Below are 20,409 nucleotides of genomic sequence, written 5' to 3'. Positions count from 1 at the left end.
AATCTGATCCGTCGCCAAAAGCCCGGTTGCAATCTCCAGGATCTGCTTGCCAAGCTTTAAGCCTTTGTTTCACGCATCTCGTTATCGTAAAACCGCTGCGCACTTTTGCGCGGCATGCTTTAGCGAAAAAACCGCTGTCCGATATTGCGCTTGCCGTGGCTATGCCCCAAGCTCCGCCAAACTTCAACACGGGTTCAGTTCAGAATGCCGCTTGCGTTGCGTTATATGCGCCTTTCCATCGCCTTTTCCATGGTTGCCTTTTTTCTCTGCAGCCCCGCGGCAGCCGAAGTCGTCGCAACGAAAAGCTATTCCTACTTCGATATCAAGGGAAAGACGGCGGACCAACTGGACGATGAGCTGAGCCGTCGTGGTCCAACGGCTAACGGCTCTTCCGCTCGCCATCCCGGCGCCACCAAGATCCGTTTCGGTGGCGAGGCGACCTACATCCAGGAGAACGGCCGCTGCCGCGTCGGCAACGTCAAGGTCACCGTCCACACGCAGATCATCATGCCGCGCTGGAGCGACCGCAAGGGCGCGAGTCGCGAGCTGTCGATGATCTGGGATGCTTTATCAAGCGATATCAGGCGCCACGAGGAGCGCCATGCAGAGATCGCGCGCACCCAGGCCCGCGTCATGGAGCGCGAACTCAAAGCGCTGCCATCGCAGCGCGATTGCGAGGCCATGCAGGAACTCGTCTCGAACGAATCGGCTCGCGGAATAGAGGAGCATGACAAGCTGCAGGCCCGATTCGATCGCGTCGAGGCGGTCAATTTCCAGAACCGTATGCTGAGACTGCTCAATAATCGACTCAAGGGCAACGGCGGCGAAAGATAAGCTTTTTTCGCGCGAAAGGCGAGCAGAGACCGTTAGCTGCACAATGAAACTTGTGCGAAACTTGTGCGCTTCCCAGCCTTTTACCGATCATTTTTCATTCTGGTGGACTCAACCGGAACGCGGTATTATGAATATATTAGAAAGTGCAGTAAGGTAGCTGGCTTTCGTGACTGTGTTCTCCTGGCGCGTTCCGAAGCCGCGGGTGTTCCTCCCTCATCCGTAGGTAATGCGCCCGCCTCGCCTCGCCCGCCTCCGGCGCGCGAGGCTCTCTTTTTGAAAAGCCTTCCGACGTCTTCCCAGCCCGGTTTCTCCGGCGACTTCTTCGAGAGTTTAAGCCTGCCGTTCCGGTACGTGCACGATCAGTCCGTCATAGGCAGCCTTCATCTTGATCTGGCAAGAGAGACGCGAGGTCGGCCGCACGTCGAAGGCGAAGTCCAACATATCCTCTTCCATCGCTTCTGGTGGACCGATGATTTCGGTCCACTGCTCGTCGACATAGACGTGGCAGGTCGCGCAGGCGCACGCGCCGCCGCATTCGGCTTCAATGCCGGGCACGGAATTGCGGACTGCGTTCTCCATCACGGTGGAGCCTTGATCGACATCGAGGTCGAAGCGCGTTCCGTCAAAGGCGACGATGGTAAGCTTGGGCATCAGGAGTATTTCCGGTTTCTTACAGATGGGCGGATTTTCTTCCGACAATTCGGCGCGTCAGTCAACATTGCCGGGTCACCCTCGAACCTCGCAGATCGGGCAAGACTCCGCCATTCTCAATGCGTCATCGAGCAGGTCGCAAAAAGACCCGCCGTTCCCTAATGGAACAGCGGGCCTGAGGTCGTCTTTAGTCTGTCCTGCCTTATCCGCGGCAGAGTTTCAGAATGAAATTCTCGGCATCGACAACGGCTGCACCGAGTGCTGCCATTGCCGCGACATCGCCATTATTCTTCTCGACGGCTTCCGCCGATTGCGAAATCCGGAAGGCGCCGACAGCACTGGCAGCCCCTTTCAAGCGGTGCGCGGCCGCGCCGACCTTCTTTGTCTCACCGCTTGCAATCTCCTGCAGGCAGGCGCGCGCCTGGCGCGCAAACATCTGGAGAACTTCGATTTCCACCGTCTTGTCGCCCATGGTCTGGCGCGCAAGATGGACAAGGTCGATCGGTTGAACCTTGGAGGGCGAAGGCCCCTTCGAATTGTCCGGTGCTTCGAACGCAATACTCACTGCCGCCATGTGCCAATTCTCCGGTCTTATATCGCCCGCGCTTTGATACTGTTGTGCGTTTGGAGAATGGCCATCCCGTTAAATTCCGGCACAACAGGGGCGGAAATCTAGCCGTATGGTTAACGTCCCTTAAATATCGCTAAAACATCGGCTTTTGAGCCGCTTCTGAAATTTAAAGGTGTTAACACCGAGTTAAGAGAGGTCGAAACGCAAGGGTTCATTAATTGTGTAAGCCCCTCAGATGTGTCACTACGATACTGTTGAGGCGGGCTCATGCCGCGCGCCTTTGCCGACAGAGTGGATAATGGTAGTGTTTTGATACCTTTCGTTTGAAAAATCGGCTATCTACTCTGAAATGACATGCTTATCCGTCCGTCTTGGGATGGAAGGCTGGAACGGCGAAGGTTCTTTCCGGGCAAAGGCGGTGGCCCGGATGCGCTGCCGGACTTGCCGAAAATTGCGAGGCATATCGGAATGGCGAATAACAAGTACAATGAATCGATCGAGGACAAGGCGTTCAAGGCATTGGACGAAGCGCTTCAGATCGATTTCGGCCAGGAGGACGCCCCGTCTCGCCGCGGTAGCGCGTCCCACGCCCCGGAGGCAAATGTGACTGACCCATCCAATGCCCGTAATCAGTCCCAGGAAGACGCCGAACGCCGTCGCGGCCGCGCTGCCCGTACAGGCGATCAGCAGGCTCCGAGGTCACCGGCCTTTGCCCCCGCCAACGATGCCAGCCGCAATTCGCCCGCCTCGCTTCTGAAGTCGCTGGAAAACGGCTCCAGCCGCCCTGCCCTGCGTACGGCCACTCTCGTCTCCATCCTCTGGGTGGTCATCGGCCTCGGGCTGATGTTCATGCTCTATGCGTCGCAGATTGCCCAGATCCGCTCGCTGACAGATCTTGCCGCCCTGCCGGGCGTGATCGCAGGCATTGTCGGCATCATCGTCCCGGTCATGATGTTCTATGCTTTCGCCATCATGATCTCGCGCGCGCAGGACATGCGCAATGCGGCCCGCTCCATGGCTGAAGTCGCCTTGCGCCTGGCTGAGCCGGAAACCATCGCCTCCGAACGTATCATGACGGTCGGCCAGGCCGTCCGCCGCGAAGTCTCGGCAATGAACGAAGGCATCGAGCGCACCATTGCACGCGCTTCCGAACTCGAAACGCTTGTGCATTCCGAAGTGAATGCGCTGGAGCGGTCCTATGCGGATAATGAGTTGCGCGTACGCGGCCTCGTCCACGAACTCGGCTCCGAGCGCGAGGCAATCGTCAACCATGCCGACCGCATCCGCTCCTCCATCGCCGGCGTCCACGACCAGCTCAAGGAAGAGCTGTCGCTTGCCACGGAAGAAATTGCCATCCGCCTTGCGACCTCGGGCGAAGCCTTTGCCTCGCTGATCGATACGCGCGCGGCTGCGATCATGGAAAAGTCCGACAGCGCCATACAGTCGCTCGGCACGCTGCTGGCTGCCAAGACCGATACGCTGCTCCATACGCTGACCGCTTCGGGGCTTGCGATCGGCAATGAATTCGACAATCGCCTGGACGCGCTGACCAACACGATCAACGAACATGGCGAGCGTCTGCTCACCCAATTCGAGACGCGCGCTTCGACCATGGACGCCAGCACCGAGCGCCTGAACGCTGCCCTGCAGGAGCGCACCCAGCAGCTCAATGAGATCCTGATTTCCCGCACCCGCGATATCAATCAAAGCCTGACTTCCGGCGAACGAACGATCGGCGGCACGCTCGATGACGTGCTCTCGAGGCTGAACGCGGCGCTCGACGAAAAGGGCGCCAGCTTCCGCCAGAGCCTGCAGTCGACGGCTGATGACGCGGTCATGGATCTTGACGTGCGCTCCGGCTTCTTCGAGGAACGCCTGCAGACGACCGTGGCCCAGCTTTCGACGGCCTTTGACGAACGCGTCGCCGAATTCACCGATGCCTTCGACAAGCGCGCCGGCTCCCTCGACACCAAGCTCATTGAAAGCCTCACGCGCATCAACGAGACACTGTCGGGCAATGCCGATTCCATCGATAACATTCTCAATACCAACATCGATCGTCTTGGCTCATCGATGACGGAGCAGTCGCTGGCACTGGCAGCCGCCTTCGCTACCGGCCAGGAAGTGCTGGAAAGCACGCTCGCCAACCGTGCCGACGAAATCACCTCGGCGCTGACGACCCGCACCGGCGAGCTGAGCTCGACCCTCGGCAACGCCACATCGGAAATCTCGCTGGCGCTCGCGTCCGGCACGTCCGATTTGAAGAACAATCTCGCCGCCCGGGCGACCGAATTCCGCGAAACGCTGCAGGCGACGACGACCGAACTCGCCGCTGCCGTCGATAGCGGCACCGAAAAGGTCACGGGCGCATTCGGCGGTCGCGCCGAAGAGCTGAGCAACGTTCTCGCCGCCCGCGCCGCTGAAATCACCGATGCGCTGAAGAGCGCCCATACCGGCCTCGACAGCGTGATGGCCGAACGCGGCGGCGCGCTGATCGGCGCACTCGCTGACCATCACAGCCGCTTCGACGAGGCGCTTGCGAGCCGCTCCGAAGCCATTATCAATACTGTCTCGGGCACCCACGACCGTCTTGCCGAAACCCTCGACGAGAAGGCAATGGCGCTGGCGATCTCGCTGAACGAGACGCAGTCGCGCATCGAAGACACGCTTGCGACTCATTCGGAATCGTTCATCAACACCGTCTCGGGCACGCACGACCGCCTCTCCGAAACCCTGGATGAAAAAGCGATGGCACTTGCCATCGCGCTGAACGAAGGGCAGGCCCGTCTCGACGATACGCTCGCGAGCCGCTCCGAAGCCATAATCAATACAGTCTCGGGCACCCACGACCGTCTCGCCGAAACCCTCGACGAGAAGGCAATGGCGCTGGCGATCTCGCTGAACGAAACGCAGGCACGCATCGAAGACACCCTGTCGACCCATTCGGAATCGCTCATCAATGCCGTTTCGGGCACGCATGACCGTCTTGCCGAAACGCTCGACGAAAAGGCGATGGCGCTCGGCATCTCGCTGAACGAAACGCAGGCTCGCATCGAGGATACGCTATCGACCCGTTCGGAAGCGCTGATCAGTGCCGTCTCCGGCACGCATGATCGCCTCGCCGAAACGCTCGACGAAAAGGCAATGGCACTTGCCATTTCGCTGAACGAAAGCCAGAGCCGCCTGGAAGACACGTTGACGGCGGGCACCAGCACGCTCATCAATGCGGCCACCGGCACGCATGAGCGGATCGCCGCAGCACTCGGCGAAAGCCAGCTTCGCATCGAGGAAGCGCTCACCAATCGCGCCGAGTCCATCGTCCATGCCGTCACGAACAGTGCCGACCGCCTCTCCGATACGCTCGACGAAAAGACCATGGCGCTCGCCATTTCGCTCGATGACGGTCAGAGCCGCTTTGAATCCGCTCTCGAAAACCGCAGCAATGCCATCATGGACACCGTTGCCAGCGCCGAAGAGCGGGTTGCCGGAGCCTTTGCCGACCGTACGGAAGCAATCCGCGCCGCCTATACGGATAATCAGGCCCGTCTCGAAACCGCCCTTGCCGAGCACAGTGCTACCCTTTCGGAAGCCCTGGATGCGGGCGGCATGCGCATGGAAGGCATCATCGGCAGCATGACGGGCCGCATCGAGGATAGCCTCACCGACGCTCAGCGGCGTCTGGGCAGCCTTGCGAGCGATGCGGCAAGCAACATCGAAGGTGGGCTTGAAGCCGCACATGACCGCATCCGCGCCACGCTCGACGATCGTACCAATGCCATCAAGCTGTCGCTGACCGAGGCCCATAACCTCATCAACGACACGCTCTCCGAACAGGCGACGTCGATCGGTACATCGGTGGCAACCAGCATCGGCATGCTCGAAATGTCATTGGAAGATCGCGAAAACGCGATCCGCGAGGCGATCGACAAGAGTGCGCAGACGCTCGAGGATCGCATGCGCGAGGGAGCCGGCCAGATCGCCGGCCGCTTCCAGGACGCCGCCAATACGATCTCGCGTTCCGCCGCCGATTTCTCCGGCCATCTCGATCATTCCATTGACAGTCTTACGGGACGCTTCACTGAAACCGGCAGCCGCGTCGAAGCTGGCCTTGCCGCAATCGAGGCGCGCATAGCCAATGGTGTTGGCGGTGTGGCGGATAAACTCGACGCTGCGGGCAACCATCTCTCCGGTGTACTGGACGATGGCATCTCCCGCCTCAGCGCGATCGGCGACGACACAGCCCAGCGCATCGCCGCAACACTCGGCAACAGCGCCGCAAACCTGACGCATGCGCTCGACAGCCGCAGCGCCAGCTTGACCGAGGCCCTCGATAGCCGCGCCGCCAGCCTGACGGAGGCTTTCGACGGCCGCAGCACCAGCCTAACGGAAGCACTGCAAGCCGGCACTGCTAATCTCACCCAGGCCCTCGATAACAGCAGTGCAAACCTCACCCGCGCTCTCGACAGTCACAGCGCCAACCTCACCCAGGCTCTGGACAGCCGCCGGGCCCATCTTGCCGAAACGCTCGACAGCAGCAGCGCGACCATTGCGCAGTCGATCGACGGCCGCACCGCGGCACTGAGCGACATGATGGATCGCGGCAACGCGCGCATCGAAGAGCGTCTCTCGACCATGGATCGCGCTCTGACTGTCGGTCTGGATGCCGTCAACCGCACGATCGAAGGCAAGGCTGCCGGTCTTGCAGCGACTCTGCGCAGTGCCGTCGCCGAGGCTGCCGAAGGCATGGATGGCGAAGCCACCAAGTCCTCGGAACTGCTGAGCCGCACCGGCCAGCAGTTCGCCGAAGCCATGGACGAGCGCTCCTCGCAGATCGTCAATCGCGTCGCCGAGGCCCAGAACCGCCTCGCCGGCCAGGCGGCCGCCGTTGCCCAGACCTTCTCCGAGGCTGGCAATGTCATCGTCAACAAGGTCGCGGAAGCGGAAAATATCGTCAGCAGCCAGGTCAGCGCCATCAATCACGCGCTTGCCGATGCCGGCCAGACGCTGGCAGTGCATGGCAACTCCATCCGCTCGACGCTGACGGATGCCGGCAGCCAGATCACATTGAGCATGGCCGAAGTCGACCGTGCGCTCGAAGCCCGCACCAGCATCATCCGCTCCAGTCTGGAGCAGCGTGCCCGCGAGATCGATGCGACACTCACCGATATCGACAAGGCGCTGGAAGCACGCGGCAACTCGATCCGCGCAACGCTCGACGAGCGCACCCGCGATCTCAACTCCATGCTGGCCGGCCGCTCTACTGAGCTGACGCGCATCCTGGACGAGACGGCGCGCCCGATCATCGATCGTTACACCGATGCCGGCCAAGAGGCCGCAGCCCGCATCACTGCGGCCGCAAGCCTCAGCGCCGATCGCCTGCGCGCCGAAAACGAAGCGCTGACCCAGGCCGTCGCCGCCCGCGCCGAAAACGTCGCCAACGCCGTCGCCGCCATCGAGAACAGCCTGACGAACAACGTCAACGGCCTCGTCCAGCGCCTGTCGGAAAGCAGCGCTGCCATGTCTGTCATGATGACGCGCGCCGCCGATCAGCTGAGCGACGTCGACAACCGACTCGGCGACACGACCACGCGGTTCACCGACTCCGCCGCCAAGGCTGCCGAAATGGTGTCTGCCTCCACCCGTCTGCTTGAAGGCAAGGTCGACCGCCTGTCGGATATTTCCGGCCAGACGCTCGCCCAGGTCGGCAGCATCATCGGCCGCTTCGACGACCATTCGAAGGTTCTCGGCCAGGCCTCGCAGCTTCTTGCAGCCGCCCAGTCCGGCCTCGTGTCCACACTGGAAGAGCGCGAAGATGCTCTGCAGACGCTGGCAGCCGGCCTCGTCCAGCGTTCGAGTGAAATCGAAAAGACCATGCGGGGCCTCGGCGGCATGATCGAGACCGTCTTCGAACGTGCCGAGCAGCGCTCCAACCAGGTGACCGGTACGCTGCGCCAGAGTGTGCAGGCCTCGTTTGCCGATATTGGCCGGGTGCTTTCGGATACCGAAAAGCGCGCCGAGGAAGCCGCTTCAAACATGCGCGAGGCGATCAATCGCGCCGGAGAGGAAGCCAATGCGACGATCGACAACAGCTTTGCCAATGTCGAGCGCCGCTCCGGCGACCTCACCAACCGCCTGCGTGGCGGCCTGACGGCTTCGCTGTCGGAAGTCGAGCGCATGCTCGGCGAAGCCGGCCGTGCCTCCGACAATGCAGCGCAGAACCTGCGGGAATCGCTACGTGACGCGATCGACGAGGCGGTCACCCGCTTTGCAGGTGCAACGGAGGATATCCGTCGCTCTGCTGCCGATATCCGTGCCGAACTCGACTCGACCCGCGCCGAACTGAAGCGTGGCGCCTTCGATCTGCCGGAGGAAGCCAAGGAGAGCGCATCTGCCATGCGCCGCGCTGTCGCCGAGCAGATCAAGGCCCTGCAGGATATCTCGCAGATCGTCGGCCGCTCCAGCCAGCGGCTGGAACTCTCCGAGCCGGTCGCTCGCACGCTCGCCCAGGCCGAGCCCGCACCGCGCGTCACTCAGCCGGTGATCCCGACGGCACCCGCCCCGCAACCGGCACCGACGGCGCGCCAGTCGATCGAATCCATGGGCCTGCGCGGCACTATCGCACCGACCCCGGCAGCTCCTGCGCCTGCTCCGCAGCGTCCGGTCGCTCCACAGCCTGCGCCGGCGCCGGTCAGGCAGGAGGCTCCGCGCACCGAAGCCAGCAGCGGCGGCTGGATCAGCGATCTCCTGCGCGGCGCCTCGCGTGAAGAAACCGAGGAAGCTCAGCGCGCTCCGGCGCGCCCTGCCGCGGAAGCAGCCGCTCCGGCCCCTGCTCCCGCCCAGCGCGCTAATGACAGCCGCAACCCGCGCCATGTCGTTGAATCGCTGAACTCGCTCTCGGTCGATATCGCCCGCGCCATCGATCACGATGCTTCGGTCGATCTGTGGCGCCGCTACCAGCGCGGCGAGCGCGACGTCTTTACCCGTCGCCTCTACACGCTGAAGGGCCAGCAGACCTTCGACGAAATCAAGCGCAAGTATGATCGCGAGCCGGAATTCCGTACCGCCGTGGATCGCTATATCGGCGACTTCGAAAAGCTGCTCGCCGATGTCGCCCGCACCGATCCGAACCGCACGGTGACGCAATCCTACCTGACGTCGGATACCGGAAAGGTCTATACGATGCTTGCGCATGCGGCGGGCCGTCTGAGCTGAGTGGGCACGAAAAGATGGTGAGACAAAAAGGGTCATCTGTGGATGGCCCTTTTTTATTGCCCCTACTCCTTCATTCCGTCACAAACATTCCCGATCCGCATTCATCAAGCCGGATTGCCGGACGATACGTCAGACGGCGATCCGCCAGACCATTTTGCCCAGACCACTTGCCAAGCCGATAGGCAACGCCATCGCTTGCCACGACAGAGACCGCAGACATTGATGACCAAGACGACCTCCCGGCTTATGGCCGCCGCCTTCTCGTCCGTATTCTTTTTGAGCGCGTTCATTCGGGCTGAAGCCGGCCAGGCAAGCTTTCTCGTGGATGTGCAGTCCGGCCAGGTTTTGGAGGCTTCCAATCAGGATGATCTGAATTATCCGGCGTCGCTGACCAAGATGATGACGCTCTACCTCACCTTCCAGGCGCTGCATGACAAACGCCTGACCTGGGATCAGAAACTCACCATGTCGGAAAATGCCGAGAGCAAGGAACCCTTCAAGCTCGCCGTCGGCGCCGGCCGCAAGGTCACCGTCAAGAAAGCCGTCGAAAGCATCGTGGTTCTCTCGGCCAATGACCCCGCTGTGGCGCTCGGCGAGCAACTCGGCGGCTCCGAACAGGCTTTCGGCACGCTGATGACGACAAAGGCTCATGAGCTCGGCATGACGAACACCGTCTTCAAGAATCCGTCGGGCCTACCGGATCCCGAGCAGGTGACGACGGCGCGAGATATGGCGACCCTTGGCGTTGCGCTGATGCGCGACTTTCCGGAGGAGTTCAAGCTCTTCTCCATGCGCGGCTTCCAGTTCCGCGGCATGAAGCTGCGCGGCCACAACAACCTCATGTACCGCTACAATGGCGTTGACGGTATCAAGACCGGTTTCACCGATGCATCGGGCTACAATGTTGTGACTTCGGCCGCCAAGGACGGTCGCCGTGTGGTCGGCGTCGTCATGGGTGAAAAAACCGCCAACCTGCGCGACGACAAGATGGCGAGCCTGCTCGACAGTTACCTGCCGGCCGCTGCGACTGCCACGGCATCGGCAAGCGGCGGCAACCCGACGATGACGGACACCCAGCCAACGAAGTAAACCGTCGAGATAAGCCAAAAATAAAGAAAGCCCCAAACCGTCCCACGGTTTCGGGCTTCTTTGTGAAAGGAGAAGGCTCTAAATCGACTTCAGCGTCCAGCCGACGATCTGGTCGGTGACTTCGGTAAAGGCGCGACCGAGCCCCTTCACGAAGCCGGTATTGTCGCCGCCGGCAGCAGCCGTTGCGCGGAAGACCTGTTGAGTGAGCACCGTCCCGTTGCGGTCGTTGAGGATCTTGGCGGAAATCTCGACCACCGCCCTGTTGCCGGAGGACGCGTCGATCTCGAAGGATCGGATGTCGGTAACCAGCTGATAGTCGATCGCCAGTCCCTGCCCCGGCTTTCCGACGCCGCCGAGCTTGCCGGAATTTTCGAACGCCTGGACGAGTTTCGACTGCACCATGCGCGGCAGCGTATCGCTCCACTGGGCGCGTGAGAGATATTGAATTTCCGAGGGCGAAACGCGGATGACGATCTGGTCGCTGTTCAGCGCCTTCAAGGCCGATGGATCGGCAATCAGGAGCTGCTTGTTCTTTGCCGAAGGTCCGGTACCGTCAACGGATGCTGCCGAGAGATCGAAGGTGTCGTTTTTGGCAGTCGATCCGCAGCCTGTCAAAAGGGCTGCCGCCAGCGGCAAAATAATCGCCGTTCCACGGATCCAGGAACGGCGCGACATCGAATGCGATAGACCCATATACGCTACCCCTGACTCCTGTTTCTTTGTTTCCGCAATTCCGGATGCACCGCTATACACTTTTACTGAAATTGCTTTTAGCGCCGCGTGCGCCCGTCATATTGCTTGACCGTCGGTCCGCCGAAGATGATCCGCTGCGGATTCTGGTCGAAATTGGTGATGGCATTGTTGAGGTTATTGGCCGTACCGCGCAGTTCGTTGACCAGCGTCTCGACATCACGCAACCCGCCGCCCGAGAACCTCTGCAGATTGTCGGCAATCGGTCCGATGCGGCCATTGAGGTTGTCGGCGACCTGCTTGAAGGATGCCAATGTGGCGCGCGCCTCGGTGAAGAGCGAGTTGGTATTGTCCGAACCAAGCAGCGCATCGACCTTGACGAGGATGCCGTCGACGCGCGTCGAGGCCGAGTTCAGCTTGTTCGCCATCTGCTGGACGTCCTTGATCGTCTGGTCGATGTCCTTTCGACGGTCTGCGACGGTGTTCGAGACATCGCGGATCGAGGCAACGGCGGCGCGCGCGTCCTTCGTCGCCTGGGCGATGTCGTCGACCGAACCCTTGACCTTGTTGGGATCGATGGCGGCCATCAGCGTATCGACGCGGTCGAGCGTCAGCTGCGCCTTCTTGCCGAATTCGTTATAGGTCGTGACCGTCTGGTCGACTTTGGCAACCAAGCCCTTGAGATTGCCTGAGGCATCCGCCACGTCGCGGCTGACCTTTTCTGCATTGGTCAGAATCGTATTGATCTTCTGCGCATCGACGGCCTTCACGAGATCCTCGATGGCCGCAAGCGTCGAATCGACGCGACCGGAAACGTTGCGCACCGTATTGGAGAGATCACCGACGCTCTGCAGGAAGCTGTCGATATTGCCGGAATTCTTGGCGAGCGCATCCGAGAAGGTTTCGGCATTCTGCAATGTTTTGGTCAGCGGCCCGCGCGCATCGCGTACGAAACCCTGCACATCGCCGACGGCGTCGTTGGCGCGGTCGAGGATCTTGTCGGCGGTTGCAAGCAAGTTGGTGACGCTCGACTGATCCGCGACGATGACGGCGCGTTTTCCGCTTTCCAGTGCCTGCTGGAGAATGTTCTTCTCTTCCTTGCGGCCGCCCGAAAGTTCGATATAGGCCGCACCCGTCAGGCCCTGGATTTCAAGGGCAGCCTTGGTGGACGGATAAATCGGCGCATCCGAGCGCACTTCGGTGAAAGCCAGCGAATATTGCGGATCGTCGGCATCGATGGAGAGCGACTGCACCGAACCGACCTGAATGCCGTTGAAGCGCACGGGCGAGCCGACGCTCAGACCGTTGGCGGAGCCCGGAATGCGCACAATCAGTTCGGCCATCGGGCCGCTTCGGCCATATTCCGCCATCCAGTAGACGAAGCCAAATGCGGCTGCGATCACCAGAACGGTGAAAAAACCGACGATCGTGTAATTGGCTCTGGTTTCCATCGTCTCCGGTCACTTCCCGCTGTCATGCTGCGCCTGTGCCGGCGCGTGTTCCTGCGGCACGATCGAACGCGCCCGCTTGCCCTTGAAGTAAGCCTGAACCCACGGATCGTCATAGGCCAGCATGTCGTCGATCGTTCCTTCCACCATTACCCGCTTCTTTCCGAGCACGGCAATACGGTCGCAGACGGAAAACAGGCTGTCGAGGTCGTGGGTCACCATATAGACGGTTAACCCCAGGCTATCTCGCAGATTGGCAATCAGCTCGTCGAATTCCGCCGCACCAATGGGATCGAGGCCCGATGTCGGCTCGTCGAGGAAGACGAGTTCCGGGTCGAGAGCAAGTGCGCGGGCAAGGGCCGCACGCTTGATCATCCCGCCCGAAAGCTCTGACGGATATTTGTCGGCTGCATCCGCCGCCAGCCCCACCATACGGATCTTCAGATGCGCCAGCTCATCCATCAATGAGGCCGGCAGATCCAGATATTCGCGCATCGGCACCTGGATATTCTCTTTCACCGTCAGGGAGGAGAAGAGCGCACCCTGCTGGAAGAGAACGCCCAAACGCATGTCGAGCGCATTGCGTTCCGGCTCGTCCAGCTCGTCGAAATCCTGACCGAGAATCTTAATGGTGCCGGAGCGGCGCGGCAGCAGGCGCAACACGGTGCGCATCAGCACCGATTTGCCGGTCCCCGAGGCCCCGACGAAACCGAGGATTTCGCCCCGGTAGATATCGAGATTGAGCCTGTCGAGCACGACCTTGGGGCCGAAAGCGACCGTGACGTCCTTGGCGGAAAGCACGATGTCGCGCCCATGACCCTTGGTCCCGTTGTCGGCGCCCTTCTCGGCCCCGTTCCCGCCCGTTTCGATCGGTTGCTGATCCACGTTGCCCGCCATGTCAGAAATCGATCGCTGCATAGAACATCGCAAAAAGCCCGTCCATCAGGATGACGACGAAAATCGCTTTCACGACGGAGGCCGTCACATGCTGGCCGAGAGATTCGGCGCTGCCGCCGACCTTCAGCCCCTCGACGGCTGCGACAATGCCGATGACCAGCGCCATGAAGGGCGCCTTGATCATGCCGGCAAGCACGGTGGACAGCGTCACAGCTTCGTGTAGGCGCGACAGGAAGGTGGCGAACGTGATACCCGAATAGGCATAGGCGACGCCGGCAGCGCCGGCGAGCGAGGCGAAATTCGCAATCACGGTCAGAAGCGGCAGCGCGACGGTCAACGCCACCAGCCGCGGGAAGATCAGCACACCGATCGGATTCAGTCCCATCACCTTCAGTGCGTCGACTTCCTCGCGCATCTTCATGGAACCGATTTCGGCAGTGATCGCGCTGCCGGACCGGCCGGCGATCATGATGGCGGTCAGAAGCACGCCGATTTCGCGCAGTTGCAGGATGCCGACGAGGTCGACGACGAAGATTTCCGCGCCGAAATAACGCAGCTGGAAGGCGCCCTGCTGCGCAATAATCGCGCCGATCAGGAAGGACATGAGCAGGATGATCGGAACGGCGCGCACGCCCATATGGTCGATCTGATTGACGATCGAGGCCGGCGAAACACCGCTGCCGCGGCCGAACTTCATCTGCGCGCCGCGCACGGCCGAGCCCAGGATATACATGGAGGCCGCGACATTGTCCCAGACATCGAGGGTCATCCTCCCGATCGGCGCGAAGATGCGCTCCACAAGCGAGAGCTTTACCTTCTGTTCCGGCTCCTGCTTTTCCGGCTCCTTGGAAAAAGTGGCGATCAGCTCGTCGATATGCTGGTTCGTGCCTTCGAAACGAACCGTCCGTCCGGCGGCTTCCTGTTGTTTCTTTAGCCGGCAAAGTAGCCAGATGCCGGCCGTGTCGATATCGGTGACGCCGGAAAGGTCGAGTGTGAGGTCGCCGCTATTGTTGCGCGCCAGCTTCTCGAAGTCCTGCAGGACGAGATGGATGGTGGCGCTGCGCCAGTTGCCTTCAAGATGCACATGCTGGGCCGAGCCCTCGGCTCGGTCGTCCACATGCAGCGAGGCGGCGTTGCGTTTCTCGGACTTCAAAATACTTGTGTCTTTCAGTGCTTGCAGCGACAGTTCCGACTCGCGAACACATCGTTCGTCGCCGGCGCGTTAATATACAGAACGAACGCGCAATTTCCATGCTCGCAGGAGAGCAAATATGCCGCGCCATCTTGATATCCAGATGAATTCATTCCCGATTGCGGGCACCTTTACCATTTCGCGGGGAGCCAAGACATCAGCCGAAGTCGCTACTTGCATCCTGACCGAATCAGGTACTACCGGACGCGGCGAATGCGTGCCCTATCGCCGCTATGGCGAGACGATGGAAAGCGTGGTCGCCCAGATCGAATCCGCCCGCCCGCTGATCGAAGCCGGCATCGCGCGTGCCGAACTACAGCACGCCATGCCCCCTGGCGCTGCTCGAAACGCCGTCGATTGCGCCCTCTGGGATCTCGAAGCCAAGCTGACGGGCAAGAGTGTTGCCTCCCGCCTCGATTTACGCCATTTGAAGCCTTTGACGACGGCCTATACGATCTCGCTCGGTGAACCCGACGTGATGGCAGCCGAGGCTCGCAAGCATGCGCAGCGGCCGTTGCTGAAGGTCAAGGTCGGTACGGGCGACGATGAAAGCCGCATCCGGGCGGTGCGTGAAGCCGCCCCGAACGCTGCCATCATCCTCGATGCCAATGAGGGCTGGCCGGAGCAGCGGCTGGAACATCATCTGCGGATCGCAGCCGAAACTAATATCGCGCTGGTCGAACAGCCGCTGCCGGCCGGCCGCGACGACATGCTGGCGGAGATTGCCCGTCATGTCCTCGTCTGCGCCGACGAGAGCGTGCATCACACCGGCGATCTGGCAAGCCTCGCCGATCGTTACGACGCCATCAACATCAAGCTAGACAAGACAGGCGGCTTGACCGAGGCGCTGGAAATGAAGGCCGAAGCCCAGCGGCTCGGCTTTTCGATCATGATCGGCTGCATGGTCGGCACCTCGCTTGCCATGGCGCCGGCCGTGCTTCTGGCGCAGGACGCCGATTTCGTCGATCTCGACGGCCCGCTTCTGCTCGCCCGCGATCGCGAGCCCGGACTGACCTATGCCGGCTCCCTCGTCTTCCCGCCCGAAGCCAGCCTCTGGGGCTGAAGATAATAGGCGATGATGACGAGGCTGAGCCCCAAGGCGGCAACGAGCGCCATGATGTAATAGCTGTAAAGGCCAAGGGCGGAATAAATATAGCCCGAGGCGATCGTCATCAGTCCCGAGGCCATGCCGATATAGAAGAAATAAGCGCCCTGGGCCGAGGCCTCCTGCGTTTCCTGTACGGTCGCCACGATGCGCCGCTGCACGCCCGTGTGCACGAAAGCATAGGTGAAGCCGTGCAGGCATTGCAGCGCAAAGAAACCGATGAAGCTCGTCTCCGTCGGGAAGAAGACCCAGCGGCAGATGCTGACGGCGCAGCCGAAACGGATCAGCGTCCAGGCATTGAAGCGACGATTGAGACGCCGTGACAGGAAGAAGACCGTCACCTCTGAGGCTACACCCGCACTCCAGAGAATACCGACCTCAGTGCCGGAAAAGCCGAGTTGATGCCAGTAGATCGAGGAAAAAGCGTTCAGCAGCGCATGGCTTGCCTGCTGGATCGACACACCGAGCAGCAAGAGAAGCAGATGCGGTTCGCGCAAGCCACTTCCTGTGGTCGCCGGCAGATTGATCGGCTGACCGCGCCGCCGCGTCGGCCCGATGCGTGGGCAGAAGATCGCCATCGTGATGGTCAGCAAGAAGCCGAAGATCATGACGGGCAGCACCATACCACCACCCCAGCGTCCGACCAGTTGGCCACCGATAAGCGTCGAGACAATGAAGGCGATCGAGCCCCAGACGCGCATGGAACCGTAATCGAGCCCCCAGCGCCGCACACCGGAAATCACGATCGATTCGACGACCGGCACATAGGGCGCGAAGGTCGCGCCCTGCAGCGCAAAGACGAACAGCACCGGCCAGAAGTTCGTCGTCCAGTAGAGCGCGATCGCCGTCACTAGCGACAGGATGCCCGACCACAGGAGCACATGCGCCCGCTCCTGCATCCGGTCGGCAAAAACCGCCACGATCGGCGCCACCAGAACGCGCACCACCATCGGCACGGCGAGGATGGTGCCAATCTGATGATCGTTGAACTGGTGAGTCGAAAGCCAGACGGGGAAGAAGGGCAGGACGATACCGTTGACCAGCAGCGGCGCGCTGTAGCAAAGCGCGCTGAGCAGCCGGAAGCGCGGCGGCGCTCCTTCACCCGTTAAGGGATTTTGTGCGGGAATCATGATGGACCTGAAGGAAACTCTGCGTTGCCTAACACATCCAATCAGACACGACTATGGCGAGAAATGGCCCGATCGAAACGATTCAAAAAATAAACCAAAACGATTTAAAAAATAAATAGGGCCTGTCGCCTGAGGGCAACGGGCTAAATTCCTGGTGTCCCGGCAGCAAGCCTGCCGGCACGGTACGCGCGCAATATTCAGGCAGCCTGCGGGGCGAGATCGCCCTCTTCAAGCAATTCCAGGGAGGTTGGTGCCGGCACGTTGCTGGTCAGCGCACGCCAGGTGATGAGTTCGAACGTGCCGTCTTCATGTTCGACGATGGCCGTGCAGCTTTCCACCCAGTCACCGGTGTTGATGTAGCGGATGCCTTCCATATCCTCGATCACGGCGTGATGGATATGGCCGCAGATGACACCGTCGGCACCGCTCTTGCGCGCTTCCTCGGCAACCACGCGCTGGAACTCGCCGATGAAGTTGACGGCATGTTTTACCTGCAGCTTGGCCCAGGCTGAGAAAGACCAGTAGGGCATGCCGAGACGGCGCCGCACGGCAGCGAGCACGATATTGATGCGGATCGCCATGTCATAGGCCCAGTCGCCGAGATAGGCGAGCAGACGCGCGTTACGCACGACGACGTCGAATTCGTCGCCATGCAGGATCAGGTACTTCTTGCCGTCTGCGCCATGGTGGACGATGCGGTCGACGACTTCGATGCCGCCGAAATGCGTGCCGGGAAAGGCGCGCAGGAATTCGTCGTGATTGCCGGGAATATAGACGACGCGGGTACCCTTGCGTGCCTTGCGCAGCAGCTTCTGGACCACATCGTTGCAGACCTGCGGCCAGTACCAGCTGCGCTTGAGGCGCCAGCCATCGACGATATCGCCGACGAGGTAGATCGTCTCCGCCTCGTGATATCTGAGAAAATCGAGCAAGAAATCCGCCTTGGCGGCCTTCGAGCCCAGATGCACATCGGAAATGAAGAGGGTGCGGAAGCGCCGGGGTTCCATCATGTCTGTCACAAGCCTTTCCGCTCGTGTCCCATCGTTCTTCGTCTGGCTTTCCAAAATCAGACTCGTGTATCAGGAAGATGACAAAGGGCAGGAAAGCCCTGCAAGACCGCTCGATCCAACAGCCAATGTCAGCTCGCCGTTACCATGTGATCAAAAAGTTCCACTGCGGCCATTTCCGTACTGTCCAGGCCGGTCGATTGATGTATGGAGGAGTCTTCAAAAGACTTCGAAGGACGATTGGAAGCGGCTATGGATCACCAGGATAAATCCCAGGAAAAGGCCAAGACGGAAAAGGATCTGGCCGGCGGAAGCCTCGACGATCAGGCTCTTTTCTTCCACCGCTATCCGCGCCCCGGCAAGCTGGAAATCCAGGCGACCAAGCCGCTCGGCAACCAGCGCGATCTGGCGCTTGCCTATTCCCCCGGCGTCGCCGCCCCCTGCCTCGCCATCCGCGACAATCCTGAAACTGCGGCCGATTATACATCTCGCGCCAACCTCGTCGCCGTGATCTCCAACGGCACGGCCGTGCTCGGTCTCGGCAATATCGGCCCGCTTGCCTCCAAACCCGTCATGGAAGGCAAGGCTGTTCTCTTTAAGAAATTCGCCAATATCGACGTCTTCGACATCGAAGTGGATGCCACCGACGTCGACCAGATGGTCGCCACCGTCGCTTCGTTGGAGCCGACCTTCGGCGGCATCAATCTCGAAGACATCAAGGCGCCGGAATGCTTCCGCATCGAGAAGCAGCTGCGCGAGAAGATGAAGATCCCGGTCTTCCATGACGACCAGCATGGCACCGCCATCATCGTCGCTGCTGCAATCCTCAACGGTCTCGAACTGGCCGGCAAGAAGATCGACGAGGTCAAGATCGTCGCCTCGGGCGCCGGCGCTGCGGCGCTCGCCTGCCTCAACCTTCTGGTGACGCTCGGCGCCAAGCGCGAAAACATCTGGGTTCACGATCTCGAGGGCCTCGTCTATGAAGGCCGCGTCGAACTGATGGACGAATGGAAGGCCATTTACGCCCAGAAGAGCGTCACGCGCACGCTCGCCGAAAATATCGGCGGAGCCGATGTTTTCCTCGGCCTTTCCGCCGCTGGCGTCTTGAAGCCGGAACTCCTGGCGCAGATGGCTGAAAAGCCGCTCATCATGGCGCTCGCCAACCCGACGCCCGAAATTATGCCGGATCTCGCCCGCGCCGCGCGCCCGGATGCGATGATCTGCACCGGCCGTTCCGATTTTCCGAACCAGGTCAACAACGTCCTCTGCTTCCCCTATATTTTCAGGGGCGCGCTGGACTGTGGTGCCGAGACGATCAACGAGGAAATGAAGATGGCGGCTGTGCGCGCCATCGCAGCGCTCGCCCGCGAGGAGCCGTCCGACGTTGCCGCCCGCGCCTATTCCGGCGAGACACCGGTTTTTGGTCCCGATTATCTCATCCCCTCGCCCTTCGATCCGCGCCTGATCCTGCGCATCGCACCTGCCGTCGCCAGGGCTGCGGCCGAAAGTGGCGTGGCGCGTCGCCCGATTGCCGATTTCGACGCTTATCTCGACCAGCTGAATCGCTTCGTTTTCCGCTCCGGCTTCGTGATGAAGCCAATCTTCACGGCGGCCAAGGTGGCCGAGCGTAAACGCGTGATCTTCTCCGAAGGTGAAGACGAGCGTGTGCTGCGCGCCGCCCAGGTGCTGCTCGAGGAAGGCATTGCCGAGCCGATCATCATCGGCCGTCCGCAGGTCATCGAGACCCGCCTGAAGCGCTACGGCTTGCGCATCCGCCCGCTTTCGGATTTCGATGTCATCAATCCCGAGGACGATCCGCGCTTCCGCGAATATGTCGATCTTTATTTTTCGCTGGTCGGCCGCCGCGGCGTCATCCCGGAAGCCGCCCGCACCATCGTGCGCACCAATACGACGGTCATCGGGGCCTTGGCGCTGAAGCGTGGCGAAGCTGACGCATTGATATGCGGCCTCGAAGGGCGCTATGAAAAGCATCTCCGCGATGTACGCCAGATCATCGGCAAGCGTCCCAATGTACGTGATTTCTCAGCACTCAGCCTGATGATCTCGCAGCGCGGTGCCACCTTCTTCACCGATACCTACGTGACTTTCAACCCGACGGCGGAAGAGATCGCCGAGGCGACAGTTCTGGCAGCGGAGGAAATCAAGCGCTTCGGCATCACCCCGCGTGCGGCCCTCGTCTCGCATTCGAATTTCGGCTCACGCGAATCCGAAAGCGCCACAAAGATGCGCCATGCGCTGCAGTTGGTGCGCGAGACGGCGCCTGATCTCGAAGTCGATGGCGAAATGCACGGCGAGAGCGCGATCTCCGAGGATCTGCGCCGCCGCGTCATGCCGCACACCACGCTGGATGGTGAAGCCAACCTGCTGGTCTTCCCGAACCTCGATGCCGCCAATATTACGCTCGGCGTGGTGAAGTCGATGACAGATGGGCTGCATGTTGGCCCGATCTTGCTCGGCGCGGCACTGCCGGCACATATTCTGGCGCCGTCCGTTACCTCGCGCGGTGTGGTCAATATGGCAGCTCTGGCTGTCGTAGAAGCTTCACAGCCGGCCTAAGCCGCC

General features: G+C 61.1%; 13 protein-coding genes. 5 read left to right on the top strand and 8 right to left on the bottom strand.

Going from position 1 to position 20,409, the window contains the following annotated elements:
* The first annotated feature begins 204 nt into the window (after window positions 1-204).
* Window positions 205-834 carry a DUF922 domain-containing Zn-dependent protease gene (locus tag FHX08_RS06945; RefSeq protein ID WP_132651659.1) on the top strand — a complete coding sequence of 210 codons (630 nt, stop codon included), beginning with the start codon at window positions 205-207 and terminating at the stop codon, window positions 832-834.
* Between the two features lie 330 nt (window positions 835-1,164).
* Here the strand turns inward: FHX08_RS06945 and FHX08_RS06940 are convergent, their stop codons facing one another.
* Window positions 1,165-1,485 carry a 2Fe-2S iron-sulfur cluster-binding protein gene (locus FHX08_RS06940; protein ID WP_132651660.1) on the bottom strand — a complete coding sequence of 107 codons (321 nt, stop codon included), beginning with the start codon at window positions 1,483-1,485 and terminating at the stop codon, window positions 1,165-1,167.
* A 202-nt stretch (window positions 1,486-1,687) separates the two neighbouring features.
* A complete protein-coding gene (locus tag FHX08_RS06935) occupies window positions 1,688-2,059 on the bottom strand; it encodes an Hpt domain-containing protein (RefSeq protein WP_132651661.1) in 372 nt (123 codons plus the stop codon).
* A 465-nt stretch (window positions 2,060-2,524) separates the two neighbouring features.
* On the opposite strand from FHX08_RS06935, the gene FHX08_RS06930 reads away from it, so the two are divergent.
* Window positions 2,525-9,268 (top strand): hypothetical protein, encoded by a 6,744-nt coding sequence (locus FHX08_RS06930; protein WP_184327055.1) that lies wholly within the window; start codon window positions 2,525-2,527, stop codon window positions 9,266-9,268.
* Between the two features lie 222 nt (window positions 9,269-9,490).
* A complete protein-coding gene (locus FHX08_RS06925) occupies window positions 9,491-10,357 on the top strand; it encodes a D-alanyl-D-alanine carboxypeptidase family protein (protein WP_132651663.1) in 867 nt (288 codons plus the stop codon).
* 78 nt (window positions 10,358-10,435) lie between these two features.
* Here FHX08_RS06925 and FHX08_RS06920 read toward each other — a convergent pair whose 3' ends face one another.
* From FHX08_RS06920 to FHX08_RS06905, 4 genes are all read right to left on the bottom strand, one after another.
* On the bottom strand, window positions 10,436-11,050 hold the full coding sequence (locus FHX08_RS06920) for an ABC-type transport auxiliary lipoprotein family protein (protein WP_132651664.1): 615 nt from the start codon (window positions 11,048-11,050) through the stop codon (window positions 10,436-10,438).
* 77 nt (window positions 11,051-11,127) lie between these two features.
* Complete coding sequence (locus tag FHX08_RS06915) at window positions 11,128-12,498, bottom strand: MlaD family protein (protein ID WP_132651665.1); 1,371 nt, start codon at window positions 12,496-12,498, stop codon at window positions 11,128-11,130.
* 9 nt (window positions 12,499-12,507) lie between these two features.
* Window positions 12,508-13,392, bottom strand: coding sequence for an ABC transporter ATP-binding protein (locus tag FHX08_RS06910; protein WP_132651666.1), 885 nt, complete (start codon window positions 13,390-13,392; stop codon window positions 12,508-12,510).
* A gap of 1 nt (window position 13,393) precedes the next feature.
* Window positions 13,394-14,563, bottom strand: coding sequence for an ABC transporter permease (locus FHX08_RS06905; protein WP_184327368.1), 1,170 nt, complete (start codon window positions 14,561-14,563; stop codon window positions 13,394-13,396).
* Between the two features lie 100 nt (window positions 14,564-14,663).
* Between FHX08_RS06905 and dgcA the strand changes: the two genes are divergently transcribed.
* Entirely contained in the window at window positions 14,664-15,647 is a 984-nt protein-coding gene (gene dgcA / locus FHX08_RS06900; protein ID WP_132651668.1) for an N-acetyl-D-Glu racemase DgcA, read from the top strand.
* On the opposite strand, the gene FHX08_RS06895 is transcribed toward dgcA, so the two are convergent.
* Both FHX08_RS06895 and FHX08_RS06890 read right to left on the bottom strand, forming a co-directional pair.
* Window positions 15,599-16,819: an MFS transporter gene (locus tag FHX08_RS06895; protein ID WP_184327054.1), complete on the bottom strand. Its 1,221-nt coding sequence runs from the start codon at window positions 16,817-16,819 to the stop codon at window positions 15,599-15,601. The genes dgcA and FHX08_RS06895 overlap by 49 nt on opposite strands.
* Before the next feature lie 197 nt (window positions 16,820-17,016).
* Complete coding sequence (locus FHX08_RS06890; protein ID WP_132652002.1) at window positions 17,017-17,829, bottom strand: UDP-2,3-diacylglucosamine diphosphatase; 813 nt, start codon at window positions 17,827-17,829, stop codon at window positions 17,017-17,019.
* A 249-nt stretch (window positions 17,830-18,078) separates the two neighbouring features.
* Between FHX08_RS06890 and FHX08_RS06885 the strand changes: the two genes are divergently transcribed.
* Window positions 18,079-20,403: an NADP-dependent malic enzyme gene (locus FHX08_RS06885; RefSeq protein ID WP_132651670.1), complete on the top strand. Its 2,325-nt coding sequence runs from the start codon at window positions 18,079-18,081 to the stop codon at window positions 20,401-20,403.
* Window positions 20,404-20,409 lie beyond the last annotated feature (6 nt).

Origin of the sequence: Rhizobium sp. BK529, from assembly GCF_014194105.1 — a bacterium.
In the GTDB taxonomy this organism is placed as follows: Bacteria; Pseudomonadota; Alphaproteobacteria; order Rhizobiales; family Rhizobiaceae; genus Rhizobium.
The sequence above is the reverse complement of the archived record's forward strand: the minus strand, read 5'-3'. Positions and strand labels throughout refer to the sequence as shown.

What these genes read in the sequence shown, in the direction of transcription:
- FHX08_RS06940 (WP_132651660.1), bottom strand. Translation starts at nt 1,485, where the DNA reads ATGCCCAAGCTTACCATCGTCGCCTTTGACGGAACGCGCTTCGACCTC.
- FHX08_RS06895 (WP_184327054.1), bottom strand. Translation starts at nt 16,819, where the DNA reads ATGATTCCCGCACAAAATCCCTTAACGGGTGAAGGAGCGCCGCCGCGC.
- FHX08_RS06890 (WP_132652002.1), bottom strand. Translation starts at nt 17,829, where the DNA reads ATGATGGAACCCCGGCGCTTCCGCACCCTCTTCATTTCCGATGTGCAT.
- FHX08_RS06945 (WP_132651659.1), top strand. Translation starts at nt 205, where the DNA reads ATGCCGCTTGCGTTGCGTTATATGCGCCTTTCCATCGCCTTTTCCATG.
- FHX08_RS06935 (WP_132651661.1), bottom strand. Translation starts at nt 2,059, where the DNA reads ATGGCGGCAGTGAGTATTGCGTTCGAAGCACCGGACAATTCGAAGGGG.
- dgcA (WP_132651668.1), top strand. Translation starts at nt 14,664, where the DNA reads ATGCCGCGCCATCTTGATATCCAGATGAATTCATTCCCGATTGCGGGC.
- FHX08_RS06910 (WP_132651666.1), bottom strand. Translation starts at nt 13,392, where the DNA reads ATGGCGGGCAACGTGGATCAGCAACCGATCGAAACGGGCGGGAACGGG.
- FHX08_RS06930 (WP_184327055.1), top strand. Translation starts at nt 2,525, where the DNA reads ATGGCGAATAACAAGTACAATGAATCGATCGAGGACAAGGCGTTCAAG.
- FHX08_RS06920 (WP_132651664.1), bottom strand. Translation starts at nt 11,050, where the DNA reads ATGGGTCTATCGCATTCGATGTCGCGCCGTTCCTGGATCCGTGGAACG.
- FHX08_RS06885 (WP_132651670.1), top strand. Translation starts at nt 18,079, where the DNA reads ATGGATCACCAGGATAAATCCCAGGAAAAGGCCAAGACGGAAAAGGAT.
- FHX08_RS06925 (WP_132651663.1), top strand. Translation starts at nt 9,491, where the DNA reads ATGACCAAGACGACCTCCCGGCTTATGGCCGCCGCCTTCTCGTCCGTA.
- FHX08_RS06915 (WP_132651665.1), bottom strand. Translation starts at nt 12,498, where the DNA reads ATGGAAACCAGAGCCAATTACACGATCGTCGGTTTTTTCACCGTTCTG.